This is a genomic window from Paraburkholderia terricola, from assembly GCF_003330825.1.
Lineage (GTDB): Bacteria > Pseudomonadota > Gammaproteobacteria > Burkholderiales > Burkholderiaceae > Paraburkholderia > Paraburkholderia terricola.
In genome coordinates, this window is the sequence record NZ_CP024941.1 from 900,231 (window position 1) to 925,463 (window position 25,233).

A 25,233-nucleotide genomic window follows, 5' to 3' on the forward strand; every position below is an offset into this window, starting at 1 on the left:
GCGGCGTCTGCCGTGTCGCCGCGGCGCATGCCATGTCGGCATTCCGCCCGCCTCGACCATCTAACGCACCGGCCGCCCGCGCCGGTGCGCTAAAATCCCAGCTTCATACAACGAACACCCGCCCCATTCCATGCTCGACATCCAGTTGCTGCGCAAAGACCTCGACGGCGTTGCCAGGCGCCTCGCCGACCGCGGCTATACCCTCGACGTGGCGGCGTTCACCGCGCTCGAAGCGGAACGCCGCGACACCCAAACCCGTACCGAAGAGATGCAGGCGCGCCGCAACAGCCTGTCGAAACAGATCGGCGCGATGAAAGGGCGGGGCGAGGACACTTCGGCGGTGATGGCCGAAGTGAGCGGAATCGGCGACGAGATGAAGGCCTCGGCGGCGAGACTCGACGATATCCAGAAGCGCTTGTCCGATCTGCTGCTCGGCGTGCCGAACCTGCCGCACGAAAGCGTGCCTGTGGGCGACGACGAAACCGGGAATGTGGAAGTGCGCCGCTGGGGCACGCCGCGCCAGTTCGATTTTGACGTGAAGGATCACGTCGACGTGGGCGCGCCGCTCGGGCTCGACTTCGAGACCGGCGCCAAGCTCTCCGGTGCGCGTTTCACGTTGTTGCGCGGACAGATCGCGCGGCTGCATCGCGCGCTCGCGCAGTTCATGATCGACACGCATACGCAGCAGCACGGCTACACCGAGATTTACACGCCGTACATCGTGAATCCCGAGATTCTGTACGGCACCGGCCAACTGCCGAAATTCGCCGACGACATGTTCCGCGTCGAGAAGGGCGGCGACGAGAACACGGTCACGCAGTACCTGATCTCGACGTCGGAAATCTCGCTGACCAACACCGTGCGCGACAGCATCGTCGAAACGGACGCGCTGCCGATCAAGCTCACCGCGCATTCGCCGTGCTTCCGCTCGGAAGCGGGCTCGTATGGCCGCGACACGCGCGGGCTGATCCGTCAGCATCAGTTCGACAAGGTCGAGATGGTGCAGATCGTCGCGCCGGAAGCGTCGTATGACGCGCTGGAGCAGATGGTCGGTCATGCCGAGGCGATCCTGCAGAAGCTCGAACTGCCATACCGCGTGATTACGCTGTGTACGGGCGACATGGGTTTCTCGGCGGCCAAGACCTATGACCTCGAGGTCTGGGTGCCGGCGCAAAACACGTATCGCGAGATTTCCAGTTGCTCGAATACCGAGTCGTTCCAGGCGCGCCGGATGCAGGCGCGCTATCGCAATGCGCAGGGCAAGCCGGAGCTGGTTCATACGCTGAACGGATCGGGTCTTGCCGTGGGCCGCACGCTCGTCGCGGTGCTGGAGAACTTCCAGAACGCCGATGGCTCGGTGACGGTGCCGGCGGCGCTGCGGCCTTACCTCGGTGGTCTCGAACGGCTGGAAGCGACGGCGGGCTGATTGATCCACTGGCTGGCGCGTGGCTGTGGTCGCGTTGGGTTGCTTGGCCTCGTTGAAATTTTTTAAGCGAGGGGCTTGGAAATCGGATTGGGCTGTTTTATAATCTTTTTCTCCCAAGCGACGACCCGCTTGGATCTGACGAAACAGCCCCGTTGTTGTCGAGTTGGAAGACCCGGAAAGGTGGCAGAGTGGTCGAATGCGCCGGACTCGAAATCCGGTGTACCTTTAGGGGTACCGTGAGTTCGAATCTCACCCTTTCCGCCAGAATTCATCAAGAACCCCGCGAAGTCGAAAGACTCGCGGGGTTCTTGTTTTTTGGCTCACATTTCATCTATCAAACGCCATCTATCAAACGCATGATCTGAAGACCAAGGCGGGGCAGTGATAGTCCGCCCATAGTCGTGTTCGCACCTGCACTCGGGGTGGATTCATCTGCAAGGCGTCGAGCGAATCGAACAGTGCGCGCAACGAGATGCGGTTGGTTGAATGCCGACGAAATGGCAAGGTGCTTCTCGTGTCCTCCATGGTCTACACCAACAACAAGAAAAATCAAAAGACCGCATTCTTGGCCAATACGAGCGTAATGGTTGGTGGCAGTTGCAAGTGGTAACGCCACGCAGTTTGTGAAAAACGCTCGCTGAAGAATGTTGTTCCAGCTAGAGCGAGCTAGCCGTGATGGCTTCGTCGAAACTGGAACGACGCCGTCCAATGGGATCAAAAATCCGATGCCTCACAGCGCGTTATCGCCAATGCTAGTGATAGCTTTCTGCTAGTCAGTGGCAATGGCGGCAAGGTATCCATACCGTCGCAGCGCCAGTGTCCGTGCCGCATGAATTCCGCTCCGGCAATGATCGCGGTCAGTCCGCTATCCAGATCGTCGATCAACACCGCTGAAAACGCGCCGAACCGCCAAACTCGACCCGGCTCGCCAGGCCCCGCCAACGATCCTCTGTACAATTGCGCGATCGAAAGGCTGCGCCGCGCCCATCAAACACCGACTCCCATCGACCGAACTCATGGCCATTTCCTACAAGACTCCCGATGACATCGCGAAGCTGCGCATTTCCGGCCGCCTCGCGGCCGACGTACTGGCGATGATCGGCGAACACGTCAAGGCCGGTGTCTCCACCGACGAGCTCGACGCGCTGTGCAACGACTACATCGTCAACACGCAGAAATCGGTTCCGGCCAACGTCGGCTATCTGGGTTTTCCGAAGACGGTCTGCACTTCCGTCAACCAGGTGGTCTGCCACGGCATTCCGAATCGCAGCGAAATCCTCAAGGACGGCGACATCATCAACATCGACGTCGCGATCATCAAGGACGGCTATTTCGGCGACACCAGCCGCATGTATTGCGTCGGCCAGCCGAGCACCGTCGCGCGCCAGTTGATCGACACGACCTATGAAGCGATGCTCGCGGGCATCCGCGAAGTCAGGCCGGGCGCAACGCTCGGCGACGTCGGTCATGCGATTCAGCAGGTCGCGCAACGCGACGGCTTTTCGATCGTGCGCGACTATTGCGGCCACGGCATCGGCAAGGTCTACCACGAAGACCCGCAAGTGCTGCACTACGGTCAGCCGGGGCAGGGCGTGCGTCTGAAGCCCGGCATGGTCTTCACGATCGAACCGATGATCAACGCGGGCCGCGCCGGCACGACGGTGTTGCGCGACGGCTGGACAGTGGTCACCAAGGACCGCTCGTTGTCCGCGCAGTGGGAGCACATGATCGCCGTGACCGACGAAGGCTACGAGCTGCTGACGCCCTGGCCGGACGGCACCGGCAGCTACGCGGCGCCTTGAGCCGCGCTTGTGCACTGCATCGCATGACGCAGTTATGCCGGGCGCGTGAAATGCTGCTCGGTTTGCGCGCAACGCGTGCTTTGCCGCGTGCCCTTGCGTCGCGCCGTATCTGTGCGCCAGTAAATAATGATTTGACTCGCGCGCCGGTTCGGTTAAAGCTACGCCTTAAGGTTTTAAGGGGTTTTCGTCTGCATGAGTCCGTCACTGACCGTTCGCCGTATCGCCGCTGATCAAGGCGCCGTTTTTCGCGAACTCCGTACCGCATCGCTGCGCGAGGCGCCCTATGCCTTCGGCGCGACGCTAGAAGACGCGTTGTCGGCCGACGCCGCGAGTTTCGACGCCACCGCCGCGGAACACGCGGTTTCATTGCGCATCACCACCTTCATTCTTTACACCGAAGGCCATCCCGCCGGCTTGATCGAAGCGCATTTCGACGACACCACGCCGCGTCGCGCGTTCGTCTGCGAGTTGTGGGTGGCGCCGGCCGTGCGTCATCTGCGGGGCGGCGAGTTGCTGGTCGACACGGCCAGCGCCTGGCTCGCCAACCAGGGCGCCACCGAAATCCACGCGTGGGTCGCCGACGCCAATCGCAATGCAATGCGCTTCTACGAAGCGCTCGGCTTCGGTCCCACCGGCGAACACCGGCGCGTCGCGCGCGCGCCCGAGCAAGCCGAAAGTCTGCTGGTGCGGCACGTGCCCACCACCTCACAGGCATCCCAGCAGTGATCTCGCGAGCGGCGCAACAAGCTGCCGCTCGATTCCCCTCCGCGTGTGCCCAACTGCGTCTGTCCGGCGTTTTCGGCCGGCTCGACGGTGCGAGCGCAGCCTCTTTGGCTACCGCGTGGCCGTCCTCATGGTAACGGCGTGTTCGCGGCAGTCGCTCTCCCGGCAAAAAAGCTGGCCGCACGCGCGGACGCCTGTAAAATACGCAAAATTTTTTGCCGAACGCTATGTCGCCCAAGAAATCGCCCTTTTTCGAACTCCGCAGCGGCTCTGTCGACACGCTCCTGTTTGTGGTCAAGACAACCGACCTCGACGCCATGCGTGCCGAATTGACCCGGCGCTTCGAGGCGACCCCCGAATTTTTTGCCAACGATGTCGTCGCGATCGACGTGCGCCGTCTCGCGGAGAACGAACGCGTGCCGCTCGCCGACATCGCCCAACTGCTCGACAGCGTGCGCATGCGCCCGGTCGGCGTGGTCGCCAGCGCGCAGCAGGCGTGGGCGGCCGAATCGGCATTGCCGCTGCTCGAAGCGCGCGACCGCCGCGGCCCCGCCGCCAGGTCCGCGGACGAGGAAAGCGCCAACGCATCCGCGGCGGCACCGGATGCCGCCGTCACGAACGCCACGCCGGCGGACGATCTGTTCTCGGCAGCCGCAGCCGCAGCCGACCCGGCGCCCGCCGCGGAACCGGTACGTCTCGCCACCTCGTCGCAAACGATGGTGGTCGACAAGCCGCTGCGCTCGGGCCAGCGCATCTATGCAAAGGGCGATCTCGTCGTGCTCGGGTTGGTGAGCTACGGCGCGGAAGTGATCGCGGAAGGCAACATCCATATTTACGCGCCGTTGCGCGGCCGGGCCTTGGCCGGCGTGCAGGGCAACCACGACGCGCGCATTTTCTGCACGTGTCTCGAACCGGAACTGATCTCGATCGCGGGCATCTATCGAACGACCGAGAACCCGCTGCCGGCCGACGTGCTCGGCAAGCCGGTGCAGATCTGGCTCGAAGACGAAAAACTGATGATCGAACCACTGCGGCTCACTTGAGCGGCGTGAAGCGCGCGGCTGTCCCGAACGGTTTCGGCACGCGGCGCTTCACGGCAAATATGGCCGCACATAATTGACGAATTTGACGAACACAAGGTAAGGGTAATGGCAAAAATCATTGTGGTGACTTCGGGCAAGGGTGGCGTGGGCAAGACGACCACGAGCGCGAGTTTTGCATCTGCCCTCGCACTGCGCGGCAGCAAAACCGCCGTGATCGACTTCGACGTCGGCCTGCGCAACCTCGACCTCATCATGGGCTGCGAGCGCCGTGTGGTGTACGACCTGATCAACGTGATCCAGGGCGAAGCCAACCTGAACCAGGCGCTGATCAAGGACAAGAAGTGCGAGAACCTGTTCATCCTGCCGGCCTCGCAAACGCGTGACAAAGACGCGCTGACCATGGAAGGCGTCGAGAAGGTCATCAACGATCTGATCGCGATGGACTTCGAATACATTGTTTGCGATTCGCCGGCCGGTATCGAATCGGGCGCGCTGCTCGCAATGCATTTCGCCGACGAAGCGCTGATCGTGACCAATCCCGAAGTCTCGTCGGTGCGCGACTCGGACCGCATTCTCGGCATTCTGTCCTCCAAGACCAAGCGCGCGATCGAAAGCAAGGAGCCGATCAAGGAACACCTGCTGATTACCCGCTACAACCCAAAGCGCGTGAGCGAAGGCGAAATGCTCTCGCTGACCGACATCCAGGAAATTCTGCGTATCGATCTGATCGGCGTGATTCCCGAGTCGGAAGCGGTGCTGCACGCGTCGAACCAGGGTCTGCCGGCGGTGCACCTCGACGGCACCGATGTGGCCGAAGCCTATAAAGACGTCGTGTCGCGTTTCCTCGGCGAGCAGAAGTCGCTTCGCTTTACCGATTACCAGAAGCCCGGGCTGCTGCAGCGCCTCTTCGGCACCAAGTAAGGGGAGCGCACGTAATGTCGATTCTTTCGTTTTTGCTGGGCGAGAAGAAGAAATCCGCGTCGGTAGCGAAGGAACGCCTGCAGTTGATCATCGCGCACGAGCGCGCCGGCGGCCATGCACCCGCCGATTACCTGCCTGCGTTGCAACGCGAACTGGTGGCCGTGATTTCGAAGTACGTGAAGATTTCCCATGACGATATTCGCGTGAGCCTCGAGCGCCAGGACGATCTCGAGGTGCTCGAGGTCAAGATCGAAATACCGCAGGCCTGATCCGTCGCGATTCGTTTCGCGAGGGGTTTTATTCAAGGTGGCGCGTGCTTCGCTTCGTTGAGTCGTGGTGACTTGACGTGACGAAGCGCGGGCCTGCGCTGCGGCTGCGCCGGGTCCGCCGCCTTCGCCGCGTGGTTATCGCCGCGCTTGCCGTTTTCGCGTTTCCCCGCCTCGCCGTTCTTTTTCCCTCGGTGGTCCATGTTCATGCGCGCGTGCATGGGCCTCGTCACGCGCGCTCGGCGCGTCGAAATAATCCGTAGCACTTCAGGCCGCGCCGTAACACGTCCAGGGTCAGCGTGTTTGTCCCCTCGCGCATTAAACGGGTAACGCCGCGTGCGGCGTCTTTCCACAGAGGGAAAACATGAACAAAACCTTTCGCTTGCTGCTCGCCAATGCCGTGCTGATCGCTGCCGGCGCGTCCGCCGTGGCATCGGCGTCGGCCGCTGAAGTCGTCGTGATCGCGCCGTCGGCGCCGCCGCCGGTGCGTTATGAAGCGGTGCCCGCGCCGCGCGTCGGCTATGTGTGGGATCACGGGCATTGGCGCTGGGAGCACGGCCGCTATGTGTGGGTCGCGGGTCATTGGCAGGCCGAGCGTGTCGGCTATCACTGGGTGCCGGGCCACTGGATTGCGCACGGACCGCACTATCGCTGGGTACAGGGCCACTGGGCCTGACATGAACGCATGAGCGGCGGGCGCGGCGTGTTCGGCATGCGGCCCGCGCAGCGCAGCGTCCGCCTGCCTGGTCACCGAGGAATCATGGATGAAGAAGAATCTGCTGCTGCTCGCCGCACTGGCTGTCGTGCTCGCCGGTTGCGTGGTGGTGCCGGCGCGGCCGGTTTATCTGCGCGCGCCTGCGGTAGTCGTCTATTGACGCGGGGCGCCGGCGTCGTCGTTAGCGGACGCGTCGCCGGCGATTTCCTCGGCGACGGGTCCGGGCACCTCGACCTCGGGCACCTCCGGCACAGGAGCGGGCGCCGGCTGCGGCAGCGGCGCCCTATAACGCTCCGCCAGCGACTCATACAGCGGCGGCGCGAAAAAGCGCGCTACGCGGCTCGCGATCAACGCGGTGGCCATCAGCGAGATCACGAGCGCGTGACCGTCGATCATCTCCATCACAATCACGAACGACGTGATCGGCGACTGCGTGACCGCGGCCAGATAGCCGACCATCGCGAGCGCGATCAGCATCGGCAATTGCATCGAGCCGAACACCATGTGCAGCAGATTGCCGAAGCCCGCGCCGATCGATAGCGAAGGCGCGAAGATGCCGCCCGGAATGCCGGGCAGATACGAGCCGACCATCGAGATCATCTTCAGAAACGGGTAGAACACGGACAACTGCGCGTGTCCGTCGAGCAAGCCGCGCGCTTCCGCATAGCCGCTGCCGAAAGTCGTGCCGCCCGAAATCAGGCCGACCACCGCGATCACGAAGCCGCACAGCGCCGCGAACACGACCGGCCGCTCGCCATGCAATTGACGCAGCGGCCCCGGAATCCAGCGCGCGGTGTTCAGCAGCAGCCAGCCGAACACGCCGCCCGCGATGCCGGTGACGATCGCCGTGAGCAGCACCGCGAGCGCGAGCAGATCGGGGAAGTGCGCGCCGATCTGGATGGTGCCGAAATACGTGTAGTTGCCGTTCAGCCCGAGCGCGATCACGCCGGCGATGATGATCGCGGTGATCAACACGCCGCTCGCGCGCGCCTCGAAGCTGCGCGTCAATTCCTCGATGGCGAACACGATGCCCGCCAACGGCGTATTGAACGCCGCCGACAAGCCCGCCGCCGCGCCGGCCAGTACCAGTTGCCGCTCGATCAGCGCGTTCGAGCGCGGATAGAGCCGCCGCAGATTGAACATCAGCGCCGCGCCCACCTGCACGGTGGGCCCTTCGCGACCGATCGTGAAGCCGCCCAGAATCGCCAGAAACGACACGGCGATCTTGCCGAACAGAATCCTGAACGACAGCAGCCGCGCGCCGTATTCGCCGGGTTTCGCATGCAGCGTGGCGATCACTTGCGGAATGCCGCTGCCTTCGGCGCCGCGAAAGAACTTGCGCGTGAGCCAGACGGCGAGCGCCGCGACCGCCGGCGTGACGAGCAACGGCGCCCACACGTGCCGTTGCTGCATCGCGCGAAATTCGCCGTAGCCCCAATCGATCAGCCTCGCGTACAGCACCGCAATGAGGCCGACCGCGATCGCGCCCAGCCAGAACACGCCGTATTGCCGCCACAAACGTCTTGCGCGACGGACGATGGCGGAAGAAAGCGGAGGCAATGCCCTGGACATGGCGGTGTGCTGGCGCAAAAGGGAAAATTATATCGCTCGCTGAATCGGCGAAACGGTGTGAAAGCGTTTAGAAATGGAGTAAAAGGGCTGGTTGTAAGGCATCGCGTGTAATACGCCGTAGTGATGCCAGGCCCGGCGCGCTGCGGCGTTCGGCAAGGAACATTTCAATCGTCGGCTAAAATGCCTCGACGTTCGAACAACCAACAGGTCATTAATGAAGCGAGTCCTTATCGTCAAGGTCACCTCACTCGGCGATATCGTGCAGGCGTTGCCGGTCGTGGCCGACATCAAACGCGCATATCCCGGCGTTCAGGTTGACTGGGCAGCCGACGAAGCATTCGCCGAAGTGGTGCAATGGAGCCAGAGTGTCGACCGCGTGCTTTGCGCGCCGTTGCGCCGCTTCAAGAAAGCGCGCCGGTGGGGCGATTTCCGGGCGATCGCGGCGTCGATCGCGGAACTGCGCGCCTATCGTTACGATTTCATCATCGACATTCACGGCGTATACAAGAGCGCGATCATCGCCTTTCTGGCGCGTTCGTCGCGGCGGATCGGCTATCAGTCGCAAGACCTCGGCGAGCGCGGCGCGGCGTTCGCTTACACCGGGCGCTTCGGTCCGCGTCCGAAATGCAATGCGTGGCACGGCATGCGCATCAGCACGGGTGAAGCGCTCGGCTACGAGGTCGAAGGCCCGCCTATTTACAACCTGCGCTTGCCCGAGCCTGCCCGGCCGCCGTTCGAGTCCATTAGCGCGCCGGTCGCGGCGCTCTTTCATGCCACCTCCAAGGACGACAAGAAGTGGCCGTCGACCCATTGGGCGGCGGTCGGGCGTGAATTGACGCAGCGCGGCTTCCACGTGGTGCTGCCTTGGGGTTCCGAAGGCGAGCGCGCCGAGGCGGAGCAAATCGCCTCGCAGGTGCCGGGCTCGGCCGTCTTGCCGAAAATGAGCGTGACCGGCATCGCCCAGATGATCGACGCGTGCGCGCTGGTGGTCGGCACCGACACCGGCTTCGTCCATCTTGCGCACGCGCTGCAGAAGCGCACGGTGATGATTTTCGTGTCGACGTCGCCCGCGCACTGCGGGATCGAGTCGCCGTTCCGTTCGATCTCGATCGGCGACGGCCATTCGGTGCCGCCGATCAGCGCCGCGCTCGAGGCGATCGACTACGTGCATGGCGAGCCGCGTGTCGCCGATTTACAGCACGGCTCGACCACCGCCTGAACGCCGGGTCCGGCAATCGTTTGCCAAAAAATAGAGGCGCGACGCGCAGTCAGCCCGAATGGGCATTGCCGCGTAACGCCTCCAGAAAGCGCCCGCGTCGGGGAACTACGGGCGCAAAGGCATTGATGGGCCGTCAGTCAGCCGATCGCGCCGGGCGGTTCAGACCAGGCGCCGTGCATTACACGCCTGTTAAATCTGTCGCTATTCGTTGAGCGCGGTATGAGCCGCGCGGACTTCTTTTGCCGGGTCGCCCGCACGCGCATGGTGCGCGAAGGCGCTGACCCGCCGCTTGCCGACTTGACTCCCGGCGGCGAAACGGCCACCGGCGGGGTTCGTGCCGCTGGAACGTCCTTAAACCAGTATAGGCGGTGTTCCTCTACGAGGTGAGCGCGCGGCGGCCATCTTCCCCCGCCGCTGTCACGTGTTCGGAGCGTGTAACACCTTCGTGATGTTCGCTTACAAATCGCAACGCCCGCGTGGGGCGTCGTCGTGTCCAATCGGGTCATTCGGGATTTCAGCTCGAATGAAATCTGACTCGACGGAGAACAACATGAAACGCCTCATCCTTACCCTGATCGCCGGCACGCTGCTCGCCACGGCACTCGGCGGCTGCATCGTCGCCCCCGCGCCTGGCTACTACTACGGCGGTGGCGGTTATTACCATCACGGCGGTTACTACTATCGGTAAGGGTATGGCGTAAAGATGGCTCGCGCTGCATCTGAACCGCGGTTCAGATGCAGCGCGAAGCCGGTGCGGCGCCGCAGCACCGAAGCGTGTCAAGCCAGCAGCATTTCGAATGCGAGCACGGCCGTGACGGCCGCCGCGTTCGCCGCCAGCGCCTCGACGACGATGCCCTTCCAGGTCGCCGGGCGAAAGCGCAACGCCAGCAATAATGCGCATAGCAGCGCCAGCGCGATGATCATCACGATATCCGCGTTGTGGAGATGAATACTCATCCAGCCTCCCTGCTTGCCTTAGGGTCTTTGGAAACGAGTATAGGCAAGTCAAAAAGACGCGCAAGACGGGGAATCACGTTGGCGCGCGTCGTTACATCAACCGCGTGTCGCGCGTCTCGCGCATGCACAGCACGCCGATCATGCTGACCGCCGCCGCGATCGACACATACGCGCCGACCCACGGCAGCCCGCCGCGCGCGGCCAGCATCTGCGCGATATACGGCGCGACCGATGCGCCGAGAATCCCGCCGAGGTTGTACGACACGCCCGCGCCGGTATAACGCACGTTGGTGGGGAAAAGCTCGGGCAGCAGCGCGCCCATCGGCGCGAAGGTCACGCCCATCAGGAACAGTTCGATCACGAGGAACAGCAGCACGAGCTGCGTCTGTCCGCTGCCGAGCAGCGGCGCCATCGTGAAGCCCGACAGGATCGCCGCGACGATGCCGACCATCAGCACCGGCTTGCGGCCATAGCGGTCGCTCGCCCAGGCCGACAGCGGCGTGGCGAGCGCCATGAACACCACGGCGATGCACAGCAGCCCGAGGAACGTCTGCCGCGGAATATGCAGCACGGAGACGCCGTAGGACAGCGAAAACGTCGTGGCGTTGTAGAACAGCGTGTAGCAGACCACCATCGCGAGCGCGCCGAGCAGCGTCGGCAGCCAGTGCTGCGAGAGCAGCGTGGCGATCGGCACCTTCACGCGCTCCTTGCGCTCGATCGCCGCCTGGAAGGCCGGCGTCTCGGCGATTTTCAAACGCACGTACAGCCCGAGCAAGACCAGCACCGCGCTGACGATGAACGGCACGCGCCAGCCCCAACTGCGGAACTGCTCGTCGGTGAGCGACAAAGCCAGCGCGAAGAACAGACCGTTGGAAGCGAGAAAGCCGACCGACGGTCCCAGTTGCGGAAACATGCCGAACCAGCCGCGCTTGCCGGCCGGCGCGTTCTCGGTGGCGAGCAACGCCGCGCCGCCCCATTCGCCGCCGAGGCCGATGCCCTGGCCGAAGCGCAAGATGCACAGCAGGATCGGCGCCAGGCTGCCGATCGCGTCGTAGCCGGGCACGAAGCCGATCAGCGTGGTCGACACGCCCATCACCAGCAGCGAGGCGACCAGCGTCGACTTGCGACCGATCCGGTCGCCGAAGTGGCCGAACAGGAACGAGCCGATCGGTCGCGCGACGAACGCGATGCCGAACGTGACGAAGGCCGACAGTGCCTGCGCGGTGGCCGAGCCGTGCGGGAAAAACACCGGCCCGATGACGAGCGCCGCGGCGGTCGCGTAGACGTAGAAATCGTAGAACTCGATCGCGGTGCCGATGAAGCTCGCGAAGATGATTCGCGCGCTATTGTTCTGCCCGGCTGCGTCGGGCTGGGCCGCGGAAATCGGCGAAGTGGACATGCAGGGTCTCCATGTGTCGTGATGCCGTCGGGCGCCGTGCTTCGTCGCACGCTGGCGCGGTCGCTCGGCGGTTTTTCGGGGTCATGCGCTTGCGCGTCGCGCGCCGGTTTGTTCAAGGCGACATGCGGCCACGCGCGGCGCTGGCAATGCGGCAACAGCTTACAACGGCAGCCGGCAAAACTCGCCCACGAAAGCGGCCATACCAGGGAAATAACCCGGCGAGGTGCGCGACGCGTGCGGGCTGTGAGGCGGCCGGTCGATGCACCGCACGGATCGCCGCGATCAGGCTTCGCATGCGTCGTGCATCGTGCGTGCATCGGGAAGCGTGCATCAAGCAGGCGGCGCGCGGATGGCGCGGCAACGCTGCAATCGGGCTTGCGCCGCGCCGGCGGATGAGCGGGCGGCGTGAGCCAATGCCGGAAGACTCCGGCGCGGGGAATCGAAAAATTATAGCGAGCGTGACTGCCACGCAGCAAGGCAGCGCGCGACTTGCCGTGCGCGCGTTGCCATGCCGATAGCGTGTTCAATCAATGGTCAACGCTTGCGGCGATGCGAGTTGGCGCAACTGGAACTTGCCGTTGTCGTTGAAAAGCCAGTCTTCGAACAGTTCGAGTTGCCCGCGGCCGTTCAGCAATTTGCCGGGCGGCTCCGGGAATGGCGCCGCGCGCCGCAAGGTGGCGAGCGCGGTGCTCTCCGCTTCGTCGTCGCCGTTGCTGCGATAGACCGACGATTGCACCACATGCCCGTTGCGGTCGACCGTGAACGACACCACCACCAGCGAGCGCAGCATCGCTTGCGGCGTGCCGCGCAGCACATAGGAAGGATTGCGTTCGACGATGCGTTTCGCGACGGCTTCGCGATACTGGTCGAGGGTCAAACTGTTGACCGCCGCGGCCGGCGTGGTGACGACGGGACGTTGCGGCGGCGTGAACGTGCAGCCCGCTACGACGATGGCCAACGCCGCCGTTAGCGCACGAGCCCCGGCGGAACCGCGCACATGCAGTGAAGAGACGCGCGGCGCAGCCACCGCGCAAACGTGTGAAGCGACGCATCCGGTGACGCGCCGAGGATAACGTGAGCGGGTATGCATGGCCGTGGCAACGACAAGTGATTGTTCTAAAGTTGATGGTAGCCAAAACGCGCGAGGATTCAATTGGCGTTCGCCCTGTATGCCGGCGCAGGTTCATGGCATGGTGCGGGCTCGCGGATTGCTGCGCGAGGTCCTGGCATATCGTTCTGTCGCATGCCGCGAAAGCGGCTGAGCGATTCAACTCGCGCACGAATTGACATACCATCCGGTTCTGTCCATTACCGAACGAACCGACATCATGGTCACTTGCTATTTGCGCTACATCGTCGATCCGTACAAGCTGAAAGAGTTCGAGCACTACGGCAAGCTGTGGATTCCGCTGGTCGAGAAATTCGGCGGACGGCATCACGGCTATTTCCTGCCGTCCGAAGGCACGAACAATGTCGCGCTCGCGATGTTCACGTTCGAATCGCTCGCGGCGTATGAGGCTTACCGCATCGAGTCGATGGACGATCCCGAGTGCCAGGCCGCATTTGCGTATGCGGAACAAACGCGCTGTATCGTCAGTTACGAACGCAGTTTTTTCCGGCCGGTTTTCAGCTGAATGCATGCGCTGTAACGCGCCGAAATTTGGCCGGATTTGTGTATGGCGCAAACGCGCCTACACTGCGATGGCCTCTTTCGAGAGGCATCGGTGGAAGTCTTTCATTTAGCCCGCTTCGCGCGGGCTTTCTTTTGTGCGGCGCCTTGCGCAATCGGTCCGGCGTCGCGGCGCACAAACGAAAAAGGCGAACCCGTCGATGAGTTCGCCTTTCCTTGCGCTTTGGTGCCTGTCTTCGAAACTAGCGTTACTTCAACGCTTCCCGCGCAGCCTTCACGGCGGCCAGCACCTGCTCCGGCGCGGTGCCGCCCGGATGATTGCGGCTCGCCACCGAACCTTCCAGCGTCAGATACGAGAACACGTCCTCGCCGATCAGTTGCGCGACGTTCGGCAGTTCCGCGCGCATTTCGTCGAGCGTCAGATCCGCCAGATCGCAGCCGCGATCCGCGCACACGCGCACGGCCAGCGCGACCGCTTCGTGTGCGTCGCGGAACGGCAGGCCGCGCTTGACGAGGTAGTCGGCCAGATCGGTTGCCGTCGAGAAGCCTTGCAGCGCGGCGTCGCGCATCGCTTGCGGCTTGACCGAGATGCCGGCGACCATTTCAGCGAAGATGCGCAGCGTGTCGGCTACCGTATCGACCGTGTCGAACAGCGGCTCCTTGTCTTCCTGATTGTCTTTGTTGTACGCGAGCGGCTGACCTTTCATCAGCGTGAGCAGCGCGATCAGATGACCGTTCACGCGGCCCGTCTTGCCGCGCGCGAGTTCCGGCACGTCCGGGTTCTTCTTCTGCGGCATGATGGACGAACCGGTGCAGAAGCGGTCGGCCAGATCGATGAAGCCGACGCGCGGGCTCATCCACAGCACCAGCTCTTCCGAGAAGCGCGACACGTGCGTCATGATCAGCGCCGACGCGGCCGTGAATTCGATCGCGAAGTCGCGATCGGAGACGGCGTCGAGCGAATTCGCGCAGATGCCGTCGAAGCCCAGCGTTTTCGCCACCGCGTGACGGTCGATCGGATAGCTGGTGCCGGCGAGCGCCGCCGCGCCCAGCGGCAGACGGTTCACGCGCTTGCGGCAATCGAGCATGCGCTCGGCGTCGCGCGAAAACATTTCGACATAGGCGAGCAGATGATGGCCGAACGTGACCGGCTGCGCGACCTGCAGATGCGTGAAGCCCGGCATGATGGTGGACGCGTTTTTCTCCGCCATGTCGAGCAGGGCGGTGCGCAATTGCGTGAGCAGGCCGCCGATGCGGTCGATCTCGCCGCGCAGCCACAGCCGGATGTCCGTCGCGACCTGGTCGTTGCGCGAGCGGCCGGTGTGCAGGCGCTTGCCCGCGTCGCCGATCAGCGCGGTCAGGCGCGCTTCGATGTTCAGATGAACGTCTTCCAGATCGAGCTGCCACTCGAATTCGCCGCGCTCGATTTCACCCTTGATCTGCGCCATGCCGCGTTGGATCGCGGCGAGGTCGTCGGCGGCGATGATCTTCTGCGCGGCCAGCATCGAGGCGTGCGCGAGCGACCCTTCGATGTCGACGAGCGCGAGACGCTTGTCGAAGAAAACCGACGACGTGTAGCGTTTGACGAGTTCCGACATCGGCTCCGAGAAGCGAGCCGACCAGGCTTCGCCTTTTTTGTGCAGTTGGGACGTCATGGTGTTGGGCAGTTGAACGAGCGGTGAGAGGCTGACGGCGCCTGGTTGGATACACGTACCTTAGGCACGCCGGATACGCTAAATGCGCCGCCGAAACGAAGAAACCGGCAAAGGCCAAGATTTTAACACTCGCCTATTCCCGCACCAGCACCACCAGCTTCAGGTCTTCGCGATGCGCGGGTTTGAAGGTGATCTGGTCGTAGACGATGCGGCCCTCGCGCGGATGATTGAACTCGCGCCGCCCGCCTTCACGGCCGCCCACGTCCTGCGACGCCCAGAAGCGTGCGAACGCGTCGCTGGCGGCGCTGAGCGAGTCGATCAGCGCGCGCGTGGGCGCGTCGTTCAGGTGGCGGATCGAGTCGGCGCGGAATTCGGCGGCGAGGCGCCGCGCGCGCGTTTCCCAGTCGACGATCAACTCGCGCGCGGCCGGCTCGGTGAAGGTGAAACGCAGCAGATTGCGGTCGTGCGCGCCGTCCAGCCAGCCGACGAACAGGTCGGCGGCGCGCTCGTTCCAGGCGAGCGCATTCCACTGGCGGTCGAGCACGTAGGCCGGCGCGTTCACGAGCTGCACGGTTTCGAGCAGCGTGGCGGGCGCGTCGGCGGCGGCCGGATCGGGCTCGGCCGGATCGCGCTGGGCGGCCAGTTCGAACAGATAAGCCCGCTCGGCGCGCGACAGTTGCAGCGCGACGGCGATCCGCGCGAGCGCGTCGGCGGAGGCGGAAACCGGCCGGCCTTGCTCGATCCACGTGTACCAGGTCGGGCTCACGCCGCACAGTTGCGCGACTTCCTCGCGCCGCAAGCCCGGCGTGCGGCGGCGCGGGCCGGGCGGCAGGCCGACCGCTTGCGGCGTGAGCCGTTCGCGATGAGCGCGGATGAAGTCGCCGAGCGCGCGGGCTGGCGTGGCGTCGAGCGGCGGCGGGTTGTCGGCGGTGGACGGCGTGGTCATTCTGATCGGGCAGCGCGTGGAGGCATTAGGGGGTGTGATTGATACCAGAATAATTGCTTAACTTGTACTGGTACATGGCGGGCTCTATTGTAGCGGCAGGCACGGCGCGATGCCGTTCCGAGCAACCCCACCTGGATAAACGGAGTCTTCCATGAAGCACCACGATCAGGTCGCCGACGCCTTCGGCTCGACCGCCGCCGCGTATTTGATGAGTCCGACCCATGCGAGCGGCGCCGATCTGCGGACGCTGGCCGAAGCGATCGCGGCGACGCCCGACGCGACGGTGCTCGACATGGGCTGCGGCGCGGGCCACGCGAGTTTCGCGGTCGCGCCGCACGCGAGGGAGGTCGTCGCCTACGACATCGCGCCGCCCATGCTGGCGACGGTGGAAGGCGCGGCGAAGGAACGCGGTCTCCCGAACATCCGCACGCGGCAGGGCGCCGCCGAAACGCTGCCGTTCGACGACCATTCGTTCGACTGGGCGATCAGCCGGATGAGCGCGCATCACTGGCACGACGTGCCGCTTGCGCTCGCCGAAGTGCGGCGCGTGCTGAAGCCGGGCGGCAAGGTGTTGTTCGTCGACATCGCCGGCAGCGATCATCCGTTGCTCGACACGCATATCCAGGCGGTCGAACTGTTGCGCGACGGCTCGCATATCCGCGATTACCGCGCCGACGAATGGATCGCGTTTTTCGAAGCGGCGGGTTTCAGCGCATCGATTCGCGAGCGTTGGCGCATCGACATCGAGTTCGGCTCGTGGGTGGCGCGCATGCGCACGCCGGAACCGCGCGTGGTGGCGATTCGCTCGCTGTGGACACATTCGCCCGATGAAGTGCGCGAGTATTTCGACGTGCGTGAAGATGGCTCGTTCAAGCTCGACGCGCTGATGGTGCAGGCGCACTAAAAGCGCATCGAGCGTGCCGCCGCTCCACAAACGACAAAGCCGGACGCGAACTGCTTCGCCCCCGGCTTTGTCATTGCCGCCGCTACGAGCGACCTCGAACGGGCGCCGCCTGCCTCAACGCAGGCTCAACCCGTATTACGCAACCCCGCCGCAATCCCGTTGATGCACAAATGAATCCCGCGCCGCACGCGCGCGTTGGTATCGCCCGCGCGGTGACGCTTGAGCAGTTCCACTTGCAAGTGATTCAACGGATCGAGATACGGAAAGCGATTCTTGATTGAACGCGCGAGCAGCGGATTCTCCGCGAGCCGCTCGCTCTTGCCGGTGATCTCCGACAACGCGTTCGACGTGCGCTCCCATTCCGCGACGATCCGCTCGAACACATGTTTGCGCAGCTTCTTGTCCGACACGAGTTGCGCATAGCGCGACGCGACCGCGAGGTCGGTTTTCGCCAGCACCATGTCCATGTTCGAGAGCAGCGTCGAGAAGAACGGCCACGTCTTATACATTTTCTTCAGCAGCGCGAGGCGGCGCGTGCGTTCGGCATCGCTCGGCGCGCTGTCCAGGTGCGCGGCCACCGCGCTGCCGAAGCCGTACCAGCCGGTCAGCAGCAAACGGCATTGGCCCCACGAGAAGCCCCACGGAATCGCGCGCAGGTCCTCGATCTTGCGTTGCTTCGGGTCTTGCAGCTTGCGCGACGCCGGACGGCTGCCGATGTTGAGTTCGGCGATCTCCGAGATCGGCGTCGACTCGAAGAAATACTCCTTGAAGCCAGGCGTTTCGTAGACCAGCGCGCGATAGGAGGCCATCGCCGCGTCGGACAATTGCTGCATGGTCTCCTCGAACACCGGCAGTTGCGCCGGCGCGTTGCCATGCGGCAGCAACGACGCTTCGAGCGTCGCGGCCACCACGATTTCCAGATTGCGCCGGCCGATTTCCGGATTGCCGAACTTGCTGGCGATCACTTCGCCTTGCTCGGTCAAGCGGATCTGCCCGTCGACGGTGCCCGGCGGCTGCGACAGAATCGCCTGATAGGTCGGACCGCCGCCGCGGCCGACGGTGCCGCCGCGTCCATGGAACAGGCGCAGCGTGATGCCGCGCTCGTTGAAGAGCGACACCAGCGCGAGTTCGGCGCGATACAGCTCCCAGTTCGACGTGAGGAAGCCGCCGTCCTTGTTGCTGTCCGAATAGCCGAGCATGACTTCCTGCTCGTTGCCCTGATGTTCGATCAGCGCATCGACGCCCGGCAGCGCGATCAGATCGCGCATGATGTGCGGCGCGTTGCGCAAGTCGGGGATCGTCTCGAACAGCGGAATCACCATCAGGCCCGCTTTCGCCGGAGCGTGCGCGTCGCCCAGACGCCCGCGCAGCAGGCCGGTTTCCTTTTGCAGCAGCATCACTTCGACCAGATCGCTGACGGTCTCCGTGTGCGAAATGATGTAGTTGCGCACCGCGCGCGCGCCGAATTTCTCGCGCGTGATGCGGGCTTCTTCCAGCACGCCGAGTTCGCTCTTCACGAGGTCGGAATACTCGGCATACGGCAGACGCAGCGGACGCGGCTGGGCCAGTTCGGCGAGCAGCACCTTGAGCTTGTCGTCCTCGGAAAGCGCCGCGTAGTTGCTCTCGACGCCGGCACGCTTGAACAGTTCGGCGATCACCGCTTCGTGAATGTCCGAGCTTTGACGCAGGTCGATGCTCGCCAGATGGAAGCCGAACACTTCGGCGGCGCGCGCGAGCGGCGACAGGCGCGGGGCCGCGAGCGGCGCGCCGTGATGCTCGGCGAGCGAATCGATCAGCACGTGCAGATCGCGCACGAATTCGGCGGAGTCGCCATACGGCTTGGCGCGCACCGGCGCCGCGCCGCGGCCCGCGCTGCGCAGCGGCACGCTGCCTTCGCCGAGGCGCACGCGCGCGCTCGCCGCGAGCCGCGTGTACATGCCGATCAGCGCGCGCCGATACGGCTCGTCCGTGCGATGCGGCGACTGGTCGGGCGAGGCGGCCGCGAGTTCCTTCAGCGCGTCGCTGGCGCCGGCCAGCAGGTTCGACACCGACAACTCCGCGCCCAGCTTGTGCACCTGCTCCAGATAGTGCTCGAAGATCACCGCGGCCTGGCGGTCGATGGCGTGTTCGAGCGTTTCGGCGGTGACGTTGGGATTGCCGTCGCGGTCGCCGCCGATCCAGCTACCCATCTGGAAGAACGGCGGCAGGCGCGCGGCGAGGCCGTGCTCGGTGAGCGCGTCTTCGATATCGGCGTAGAGCGCGGGGATTTCCTCGAGGAAGGTCGCGCGGTAATACGACAGCGCGTTTTCGATTTCATCGGCGACGGTCAGGCGCGAGTCGCGCAGCATGCGCGTTTGCCAGAGCGACGTGACGCGCGCGCGCAGCATCGCTTCGTTGTGCGCGCGCTCGCGGTCGGTCAACGGCTGATCGCGTTCCGCGAGCAGACGCGCGACGTCGTGCTGCGCGTCGAGAATGCTCTTGCGCTGCACTTCGGTGGGGTGCGCGGTCAGCACGGGCATGATCAGCGCTTCGTTGAAGAACTGCTGCAATACCGGCGTCGCGGCGGCGCCCGCCTCGACGAGCCGTTCCAGCGCGTGAGCGATGGTGCCCGGTTGCGAGGTGGAGCCGGCGAGTTCGTGAATCCGGTGACGGCGATTGCGGTGGCGGTCCTCGGCGATGTTCGCGAGGTGCGAGAAGTAGCTGAATGCGCGCACCACGCTGACCGTCTGCTCGGGGCTGAGCGAACGCAGCTTCTTGTCGAGCGTCTGCGCGGCGGCGCTGTCGTCCTCGCGGCGAAAGCGCACGGCGTTCTGGCGGATCGTTTCGACCACGTCGAACACCGCGTCGCCTTCCTGCTCGCGCAGCACGTCGCCGAGCAGGCGCCCGAGGTAACGGATGTCCTGGAACAGCGGGTGGTCTTTGTCGTCGCGCGTGCGGCCGTTGTTTTTCGGCGCGGGCGAGATCGTCTCGGTCGACACGGCTTCCAGCATGGGTGCTTTGTCGGCACCGTTGGCCACCGCTTTGACCTTCGGGGCTTTCGTCGTGGCCGGTTTCAGTGCGTGGGCGGCGTTCGCGGCTTGCGTCGCCTTGGCGGTCCTGGCCGTCTTCACCGCTTTCTGTGCTTTTTCCGTCTTGACGGGCACCGAGGTTTTGGCGGCCTTCGGCGTTTTAGCGGCATTGGCGGCCAGCGTGGTGTGGCGGGCGCGTTTGGCCGGTATCGACTGAGCGGCGGAAGTGGAAGAAGCGGCGGTGGCCGTGGCGGCGTCGGCCGCGCAAGCGTTGGGCGATGCAGTGTTGCGGCGGGCAGGGCGCGCCGATCCGGAAGACGTCACGATGGGTTTCCTCAGGGAAGCCAGGGTCTGTTGAGTGATGAACTGCTACTGCGGAACTGCACTATGAACTGCAACGTGAACAGCAATCTGAACTGCGCGACACGGTATGCGCCGATGGCGATACGCGGAGAGGGTGGCCGCGCGTTGCGCGACATGCGGCGCGCCTCGTTGCTTTCATGAGGCTTGCACTTGCGCGATCGGCACGTTGCGCCGCGTTGCATCATCCCGCATGCCGAGCTCCGGTGCGCGAACGACCGTGCGTGATCAGGCGGGAATGGGGCAGGCGCGCGCCGCGTGAGGCCCGTCTCCTCCATCGATACCGCGCCAGCACGGCGCCCCGCCGCGCCCCATGACATAAGGCTGGAAACAGGGGCAGAGGCCGGGGCGGACCCCAGGGCGCGTGCTAACATTGTTTGTTATTACACCCCGTCATTCGATCAGCAAGCTAATGAACACCGAGACGTTTTCCACGCCACCCCACACGCTTGTGATTGCGTCGCGAGAGAGCCGCCTGGCCATGTGGCAAGCGGAGCATGTGCGATGTGCGCTGCACAAATTATATCCATCTTGTGACGTAAAAATCCTCGGAATGACGACGCGCGGCGATCAAATTCTCGATCGCACCTTGTCGAAGGTGGGCGGCAAGGGCCTCTTCGTGAAGGAGCTGGAAGCCGCTCTCGCCGACGGCCGCGCCGACCTCGCCGTGCACTCGCTCAAGGACGTGCCGATGGAATTGCCCGCGGGCTTTGCGCTGTCCACCATCATGGAACGCGAGGACCCGCGCGACGCGCTCGTCTCCAACGATTACGGCTCGCTTGCCGCGCTGCCGGCCGGCGCGGTGGTCGGCACCTCCAGCCTGCGCCGCGAGGCGATGCTGCGCATCCGTTATCCGCACCTCGTGGTGCGGCCGCTGCGCGGCAATCTGGATACGCGTCTGTCGAAACTCGATCGCGGCGACTATGCGGCGATCATTCTGGCCGCGGCCGGTTTGAAGCGTTTGGGTCTCGAGGCGCGCATCCGCGCGCTGCTCGATCCCGAGGACAGCTTGCCCGCCGCCGGTCAGGGCGCGCTCGGCATCGAGATCCGCGCCGATCGCGCCGACCTCGCGGCCTGGCTCGCGCCGCTGCATCACGAACATACGGCGCTGGCCGTCGAAGCGGAGCGCATGGTGTCGCGCGTGCTCGGCGGCAGTTGCGAGGTGCCGCTCGCGGCCTATGCCATGTGGCACGACGGCGCGCTGCATCTGCGCGGCATCGTCGCCACGCCCGACGGGCAACGCGTGTTGAGCGCGCAGGCCTCGGCGCCCGCGCCCAACGTCGAACGCGCGATCGCGCTCGGCCAGCAAGTGGCGAGCGCGCTCGAACAGCAAGGCGCGATGGAGATCGTCCGCGCGCTGAGCACGGCGAGCGGTCCCGCGTCGGCCTCCGGTTCGACAGACAGCGCGGTGACCGGCGAGTGATGACCGCCGACACTTTCGGCAACACTTCGTCATCCGCCGCGCGCGCGGCGTTCACGGTCGTGATTACGCGGCCGGCCGGTCAGTCGAGCGAACTCGCCGCGCGGCTCGCGGCGGCCGGCATCGTCACGCTGGATTTCCCGCTGATCGACATCGCGCCCGTTGCCGACGAAGCGCCGTTGCGCGCCGCGCTGGCTTCACTCGAACGCTATGCGCTGGTGGTGTTCGTCTCGCCGAACGCCATCGATCACGCCTTTGCCAAAAGCGGCACGATCTGGCCGCATGCGCTGCCGATCGGCGTGGTCGGGCCGGGCAGCGTGCAGGCGCTGGTGCGCCACGGCGTCGCCGCGCCGGCGTACAACGTGATCAGCCCGGCCTCCGGCGCCGATGACGACAACGGGCGCTTCGATTCCGAGGGCCTGTTCGCGGCGATCGATGCCGCGCTCGGCGCGGCGAATCTCGAAGGCAAGCGCGTGCTGATCGTGCGCGGCGACGGCGGCCGAGAGTGGCTGGCCGAGCGTCTGCGTGAAGCGGGCGCCGAAGTCGAAACGGTCGCCGCGTATCGGCGACTCGTGCCGGAACCGTCGATCGGCGCATGGGCGCGCGTACACGAACTGCTCGCCGGCGCGCCGCATGCGTGGCTGCTGACCAGTTCGGAAGGCGTGCGCAATCTGCACGAACTCGCGCAGGAACATCTCACCGCCGACGAACTCGCGCAGCTCAAACACGCCGCGCTCGTCACGCCGCATCCCCGTATCGCGCAGACCGCGCGGGCATTGGGTTTTGATAGCATTACGGTGTCCGGCGCGGGCGACGAGCGCATCGCTCGCGCCTTGCTTGCAGCCGCATCGGCCGCCGCACCCGCAGCCGCACCTTCCGCAGTTAAACCGGTACCGTCCAACCCGGCTCACTCACCGGCTAAATCACGCATGACAGAAACGAACGCATCCACGAACGCTTCACCCCAGCCCGCCGCGAGCAGCGGGTTGCCGCCGAATCAACCCTTCACGCCCTATGAAGCGCAAAAGCGCCGCAGCGCGAGCGGACCGCTGCTGTGGTTTGTCGTCATGATCATTGCTTGCGCCGCGGGCGTGGGCGGCTATGCGCTCAACCGCAAGGTGGAGCGCGCCGAGCAGCAACTCGCGCAGCGCCAGCAAGCCAACGACACGCAGACCAACGAACTGCGCATCAAGACCGAACAGGCGCTCGCCACGGTTCATCAAGCGGACGCGCACGTCGCGCAGCTCGAAGGCAAGCTCGCCGATACGCAAGCCGCGCACCAGGCGTTGCAACAGCAATACGCCGATCTCGCGCGCAATCGCGACGACTGGACGCTCGCCGAAGTCGGCCAGATGCTCTCGGCCGCGAGCCAGCAGTTGCAGCTCACCGGCAACACGCAACTCGCGCTGTTCGCGCTGCAAAGCGCCGACACGCGACTCGCCGCGTCGGACAACGCGCAAGTGGTGGCGGTGCGCAAGGCGATCGCGCAAGACATCGACAAGCTGAAGGCGGCGCCCTCCACCGACTTGACCGGCCTCGCCATCAAGCTCGACAACGCGATCGACCAGGTCGACAGCTTGCCGCTTTCCGGCGAGGCGCCGATCGCCCGCGCCACGCCGAAGGCCGCCACGTGGACCGACACCGCCAAGGTGGCCGCGGCCACCGGCGAGCCGCGCTGGAAGGTGTGGTGGCGCGAAGTCTCCAGCGGCATCGGCCAGCAGTTGACGAGCCTCGTACAAGTGCGCCGCATCGACAACGCCGACGCGATGCTGGTCGCGCCCGATCAAGGCTACTTCGTGCGCGAGAATCTGAAGATGCGCTTGCTGTCCGCGCGCCTCGCGCTGCTCTCGCGCAACCAGACCACGCTGAAGTCCGACCTGCACGCGGCGGATGCCGCACTCACGCGCTACTTCGACAATTCGTCGAAGAACACGCAGACCGTGGCCGACCTGCTCAAACAGGTGGATGCCGGCTCGGCCGCGGTTGAACTGCCGAATCTGAACACGAGTTTGCAAGCCGTCAATCAATACCGGAGCCGAGGTTAATCATGGCGATCCGGGGACTTCTATGGCTCGCGTTGCTGTTCGCCGTCGCGGTGGTGCTGGCGGTGGTCGGTCGCTTCGACACGGGGCAGGTGCTGCTGATCTATCCGCCGTACCGCGTCGACATCTCGCTGAATCTGTTCGTGGTCGGGCTGGTGGTGCTGTTCATCCTGCTCTACGCGCTGCTGCGCATTGTCCGCAATATCTGGCGCATGCCGCAGCGGGTGGCCGCCTACCGTGCGCGCTCGCGGGTCGCAAAGGCGCACGCCGCGCTGCGTGACGCGATCGGCAATCTGTACGCCGGGCGTTTCTCGCGTGCCGAGAAGGCCGCGAAGGATGCGCTCGCGAACGGCGACAACAAGGGCGCGGCCGGCTTGATCGCGGCCACCGCGGCGCATCGCATGCATGAATATGCGCGGCGCGACGAATGGCTCGCGCAGATCGAGGAAGCCGACTGGCAGGACGCGCGCCTGATGGCTACCGCCGACATGCGCGCCGACGGCCGCGACGCGGACGGCGCGCTCACCGCGCTCACTGAAATGCAGTCGCAGGGCGCGCGGCGGATTCACGCGCAGCAGATCATGCTGCGCGCGCAACAGCAGTTGAAGAACTGGGGCGAGGTGCTCAAGCTCGTCAAGACGCTGGAAAAACGCGAGGCAATTCATCCGGCGGTGGCGGTGCGTTTGCGTCAACTGGCGGCGGAGAATTTGTTGCGCGACCGGCGTCATAACGCCGATGCGCTGCTGGAGTTGTGGCATTCGCTCACGCCTACCGAGCGTCATTCGCCGCGTCTCGCCGATCTCGCCGCTGAACTGCTGGTGGCGCTGAATCGTCCGCAGGAGGCGCGCAAGATCGTCGAGGAGGCGCTCGCGCAGAACTGGGACGCGCGCTTGCTGCGCCGTTATCCCGACACGGCCGGAGGCGATGCGTTGCCGTTGATCCAGAAGGCCGAGGCATGGCAGAAGGATCGCCCGGAAGATGCGGACTTGCTGTTCGCGTTGGGCCGCTTGTGTCTGCATCAGCAACTGTGGGGCAAGGCGCAATCGTTCCTCGAGCGCGCGCTGAAACTCGCCGATAACGAGACGTTGAAGATTCGTTCGCATCGCGCGTTGGCGCGCTTGCATGAACAACTCGGCGATGCGGACAAGGCGAGCCAGCATTATCGCGAGAGTGCGTTGGCGATGAATATCGTTTGACGGTTGCGTTGCGCGATGGATGTCATCTT

At 64.8% G+C, this 25,233-nt stretch carries 22 protein-coding genes and 1 tRNA gene; 15 read left to right on the top strand and 8 right to left on the bottom strand.

The features are described 5' to 3' along the window. Positions 1-130 precede the first annotated feature (130 nt). From serS to minE, 7 genes are all read left to right on the top strand, one after another. Positions 131-1,426 (top strand): serine--tRNA ligase, encoded by a 1,296-nt coding sequence (serS, locus tag CUJ90_RS03910; protein WP_073430780.1) that lies wholly within the window; start codon positions 131-133, stop codon positions 1,424-1,426. Positions 1,427-1,600: 174 nt separating this feature from the next. After that, positions 1,601-1,690 (top strand) — tRNA-Ser (locus tag CUJ90_RS03915). 752 nt (positions 1,691-2,442) lie between these two features. Next, on the top strand, positions 2,443-3,228 hold the full coding sequence (map, locus tag CUJ90_RS03920) for a type I methionyl aminopeptidase (protein ID WP_073430779.1): 786 nt from the start codon (positions 2,443-2,445) through the stop codon (positions 3,226-3,228). Between the two features lie 192 nt (positions 3,229-3,420). Further along, the gene (locus tag CUJ90_RS03925; protein ID WP_073430778.1) at positions 3,421-3,954 is read left to right on the top strand and encodes a GNAT family N-acetyltransferase; all 534 of its coding nucleotides are present in this window, start codon (positions 3,421-3,423) and stop codon (positions 3,952-3,954) included. Positions 3,955-4,178: 224 nt separating this feature from the next. Continuing rightward, positions 4,179-4,994, top strand: a complete 816-nt coding sequence (gene minC, locus CUJ90_RS03930) for a septum site-determining protein MinC (protein ID WP_114162029.1) — start codon at positions 4,179-4,181, stop codon at positions 4,992-4,994. Between the two features lie 105 nt (positions 4,995-5,099). Beyond that, positions 5,100-5,915, top strand: a complete 816-nt coding sequence (gene minD / locus CUJ90_RS03935) for a septum site-determining protein MinD (protein ID WP_027799748.1) — start codon at positions 5,100-5,102, stop codon at positions 5,913-5,915. A 14-nt stretch (positions 5,916-5,929) separates the two neighbouring features. Then, complete coding sequence (gene minE, locus CUJ90_RS03940; RefSeq protein WP_012432104.1) at positions 5,930-6,184, top strand: cell division topological specificity factor MinE; 255 nt, start codon at positions 5,930-5,932, stop codon at positions 6,182-6,184. A 32-nt stretch (positions 6,185-6,216) separates the two neighbouring features. Here minE and CUJ90_RS03945 read toward each other — a convergent pair whose 3' ends face one another. Continuing rightward, positions 6,217-6,402, bottom strand: a complete 186-nt coding sequence (locus CUJ90_RS03945; RefSeq protein ID WP_114162030.1) for a hypothetical protein — start codon at positions 6,400-6,402, stop codon at positions 6,217-6,219. Positions 6,403-6,545: 143 nt separating this feature from the next. Here CUJ90_RS03945 and CUJ90_RS03950 point away from each other — a divergent pair, with 143 nt between their 5' ends. After that, the gene (locus CUJ90_RS03950) at positions 6,546-6,857 is read left to right on the top strand and encodes a YXWGXW repeat-containing protein (RefSeq protein WP_073430775.1); all 312 of its coding nucleotides are present in this window, start codon (positions 6,546-6,548) and stop codon (positions 6,855-6,857) included. 192 nt (positions 6,858-7,049) lie between these two features. On the opposite strand, the gene CUJ90_RS03955 is transcribed toward CUJ90_RS03950, so the two are convergent. Next, positions 7,050-8,468: a chloride channel protein gene (locus CUJ90_RS03955; RefSeq protein WP_073430774.1), complete on the bottom strand. Its 1,419-nt coding sequence runs from the start codon at positions 8,466-8,468 to the stop codon at positions 7,050-7,052. 214 nt (positions 8,469-8,682) lie between these two features. Here CUJ90_RS03955 and waaC point away from each other — a divergent pair, with 214 nt between their 5' ends. Next, positions 8,683-9,687, top strand: a complete 1,005-nt coding sequence (waaC, locus tag CUJ90_RS03960) for a lipopolysaccharide heptosyltransferase I (protein WP_073430773.1) — start codon at positions 8,683-8,685, stop codon at positions 9,685-9,687. A gap of 550 nt (positions 9,688-10,237) precedes the next feature. Further along, positions 10,238-10,375 carry a hypothetical protein gene (locus CUJ90_RS32795; RefSeq protein WP_167363299.1) on the top strand — a complete coding sequence of 46 codons (138 nt, stop codon included), beginning with the start codon at positions 10,238-10,240 and terminating at the stop codon, positions 10,373-10,375. Positions 10,376-10,464: 89 nt separating this feature from the next. On the opposite strand, the gene CUJ90_RS03965 is transcribed toward CUJ90_RS32795, so the two are convergent. The 3 genes from CUJ90_RS03965 to CUJ90_RS03975 all read right to left on the bottom strand — a co-directional run bounded on the left by CUJ90_RS03965 (position 10,465) and on the right by CUJ90_RS03975 (position 13,133). After that, positions 10,465-10,644 carry a hypothetical protein gene (locus tag CUJ90_RS03965; RefSeq protein WP_114162031.1) on the bottom strand — a complete coding sequence of 60 codons (180 nt, stop codon included), beginning with the start codon at positions 10,642-10,644 and terminating at the stop codon, positions 10,465-10,467. Between the two features lie 91 nt (positions 10,645-10,735). Next, entirely contained in the window at positions 10,736-12,043 is a 1,308-nt protein-coding gene (locus CUJ90_RS03970; protein ID WP_114162032.1) for an MFS transporter, read from the bottom strand. A 523-nt stretch (positions 12,044-12,566) separates the two neighbouring features. Continuing rightward, on the bottom strand, positions 12,567-13,133 hold the full coding sequence (locus CUJ90_RS03975; protein ID WP_083085463.1) for an energy transducer TonB family protein: 567 nt from the start codon (positions 13,131-13,133) through the stop codon (positions 12,567-12,569). Between the two features lie 238 nt (positions 13,134-13,371). On the opposite strand from CUJ90_RS03975, the gene CUJ90_RS03980 reads away from it, so the two are divergent. Beyond that, positions 13,372-13,677, top strand: coding sequence for an NIPSNAP family protein (locus tag CUJ90_RS03980; protein ID WP_073430769.1), 306 nt, complete (start codon positions 13,372-13,374; stop codon positions 13,675-13,677). Between the two features lie 244 nt (positions 13,678-13,921). Here CUJ90_RS03980 and argH read toward each other — a convergent pair whose 3' ends face one another. Together argH and CUJ90_RS03990 are read right to left on the bottom strand one after the other, a co-directional pair. Continuing rightward, entirely contained in the window at positions 13,922-15,328 is a 1,407-nt protein-coding gene (argH, locus tag CUJ90_RS03985; protein WP_073430768.1) for an argininosuccinate lyase, read from the bottom strand. Between the two features lie 133 nt (positions 15,329-15,461). Further along, on the bottom strand, positions 15,462-16,274 hold the full coding sequence (locus tag CUJ90_RS03990) for a helix-turn-helix transcriptional regulator (protein ID WP_114162033.1): 813 nt from the start codon (positions 16,272-16,274) through the stop codon (positions 15,462-15,464). Positions 16,275-16,425: 151 nt separating this feature from the next. On the opposite strand from CUJ90_RS03990, the gene CUJ90_RS03995 reads away from it, so the two are divergent. Further along, complete coding sequence (locus CUJ90_RS03995; RefSeq protein WP_114162034.1) at positions 16,426-17,178, top strand: class I SAM-dependent methyltransferase; 753 nt, start codon at positions 16,426-16,428, stop codon at positions 17,176-17,178. A 125-nt stretch (positions 17,179-17,303) separates the two neighbouring features. On the opposite strand, the gene ppc is transcribed toward CUJ90_RS03995, so the two are convergent. Continuing rightward, a complete protein-coding gene (ppc, locus tag CUJ90_RS04000; RefSeq protein WP_114162035.1) occupies positions 17,304-20,510 on the bottom strand; it encodes a phosphoenolpyruvate carboxylase in 3,207 nt (1,068 codons plus the stop codon). Between the two features lie 448 nt (positions 20,511-20,958). Here ppc and hemC point away from each other — a divergent pair, with 448 nt between their 5' ends. The 3 genes from hemC to CUJ90_RS04015 are packed head-to-tail and all read left to right on the top strand — an operon-like array spanning position 20,959 to position 25,204. Continuing rightward, on the top strand, positions 20,959-21,969 hold the full coding sequence (hemC, locus tag CUJ90_RS04005; RefSeq protein WP_083085452.1) for a hydroxymethylbilane synthase: 1,011 nt from the start codon (positions 20,959-20,961) through the stop codon (positions 21,967-21,969). After that, positions 21,969-24,011: a fused uroporphyrinogen-III synthase HemD/membrane protein HemX gene (gene hemDX, locus CUJ90_RS04010; RefSeq protein WP_114162036.1), complete on the top strand. Its 2,043-nt coding sequence runs from the start codon at positions 21,969-21,971 to the stop codon at positions 24,009-24,011. Before hemC ends, hemDX begins: the two co-directional genes overlap by 1 nt. 2 nt (positions 24,012-24,013) lie before the next feature. After that, a complete protein-coding gene (locus CUJ90_RS04015) occupies positions 24,014-25,204 on the top strand; it encodes a heme biosynthesis protein HemY (protein WP_114162037.1) in 1,191 nt (396 codons plus the stop codon). Positions 25,205-25,233 lie beyond the last annotated feature (29 nt).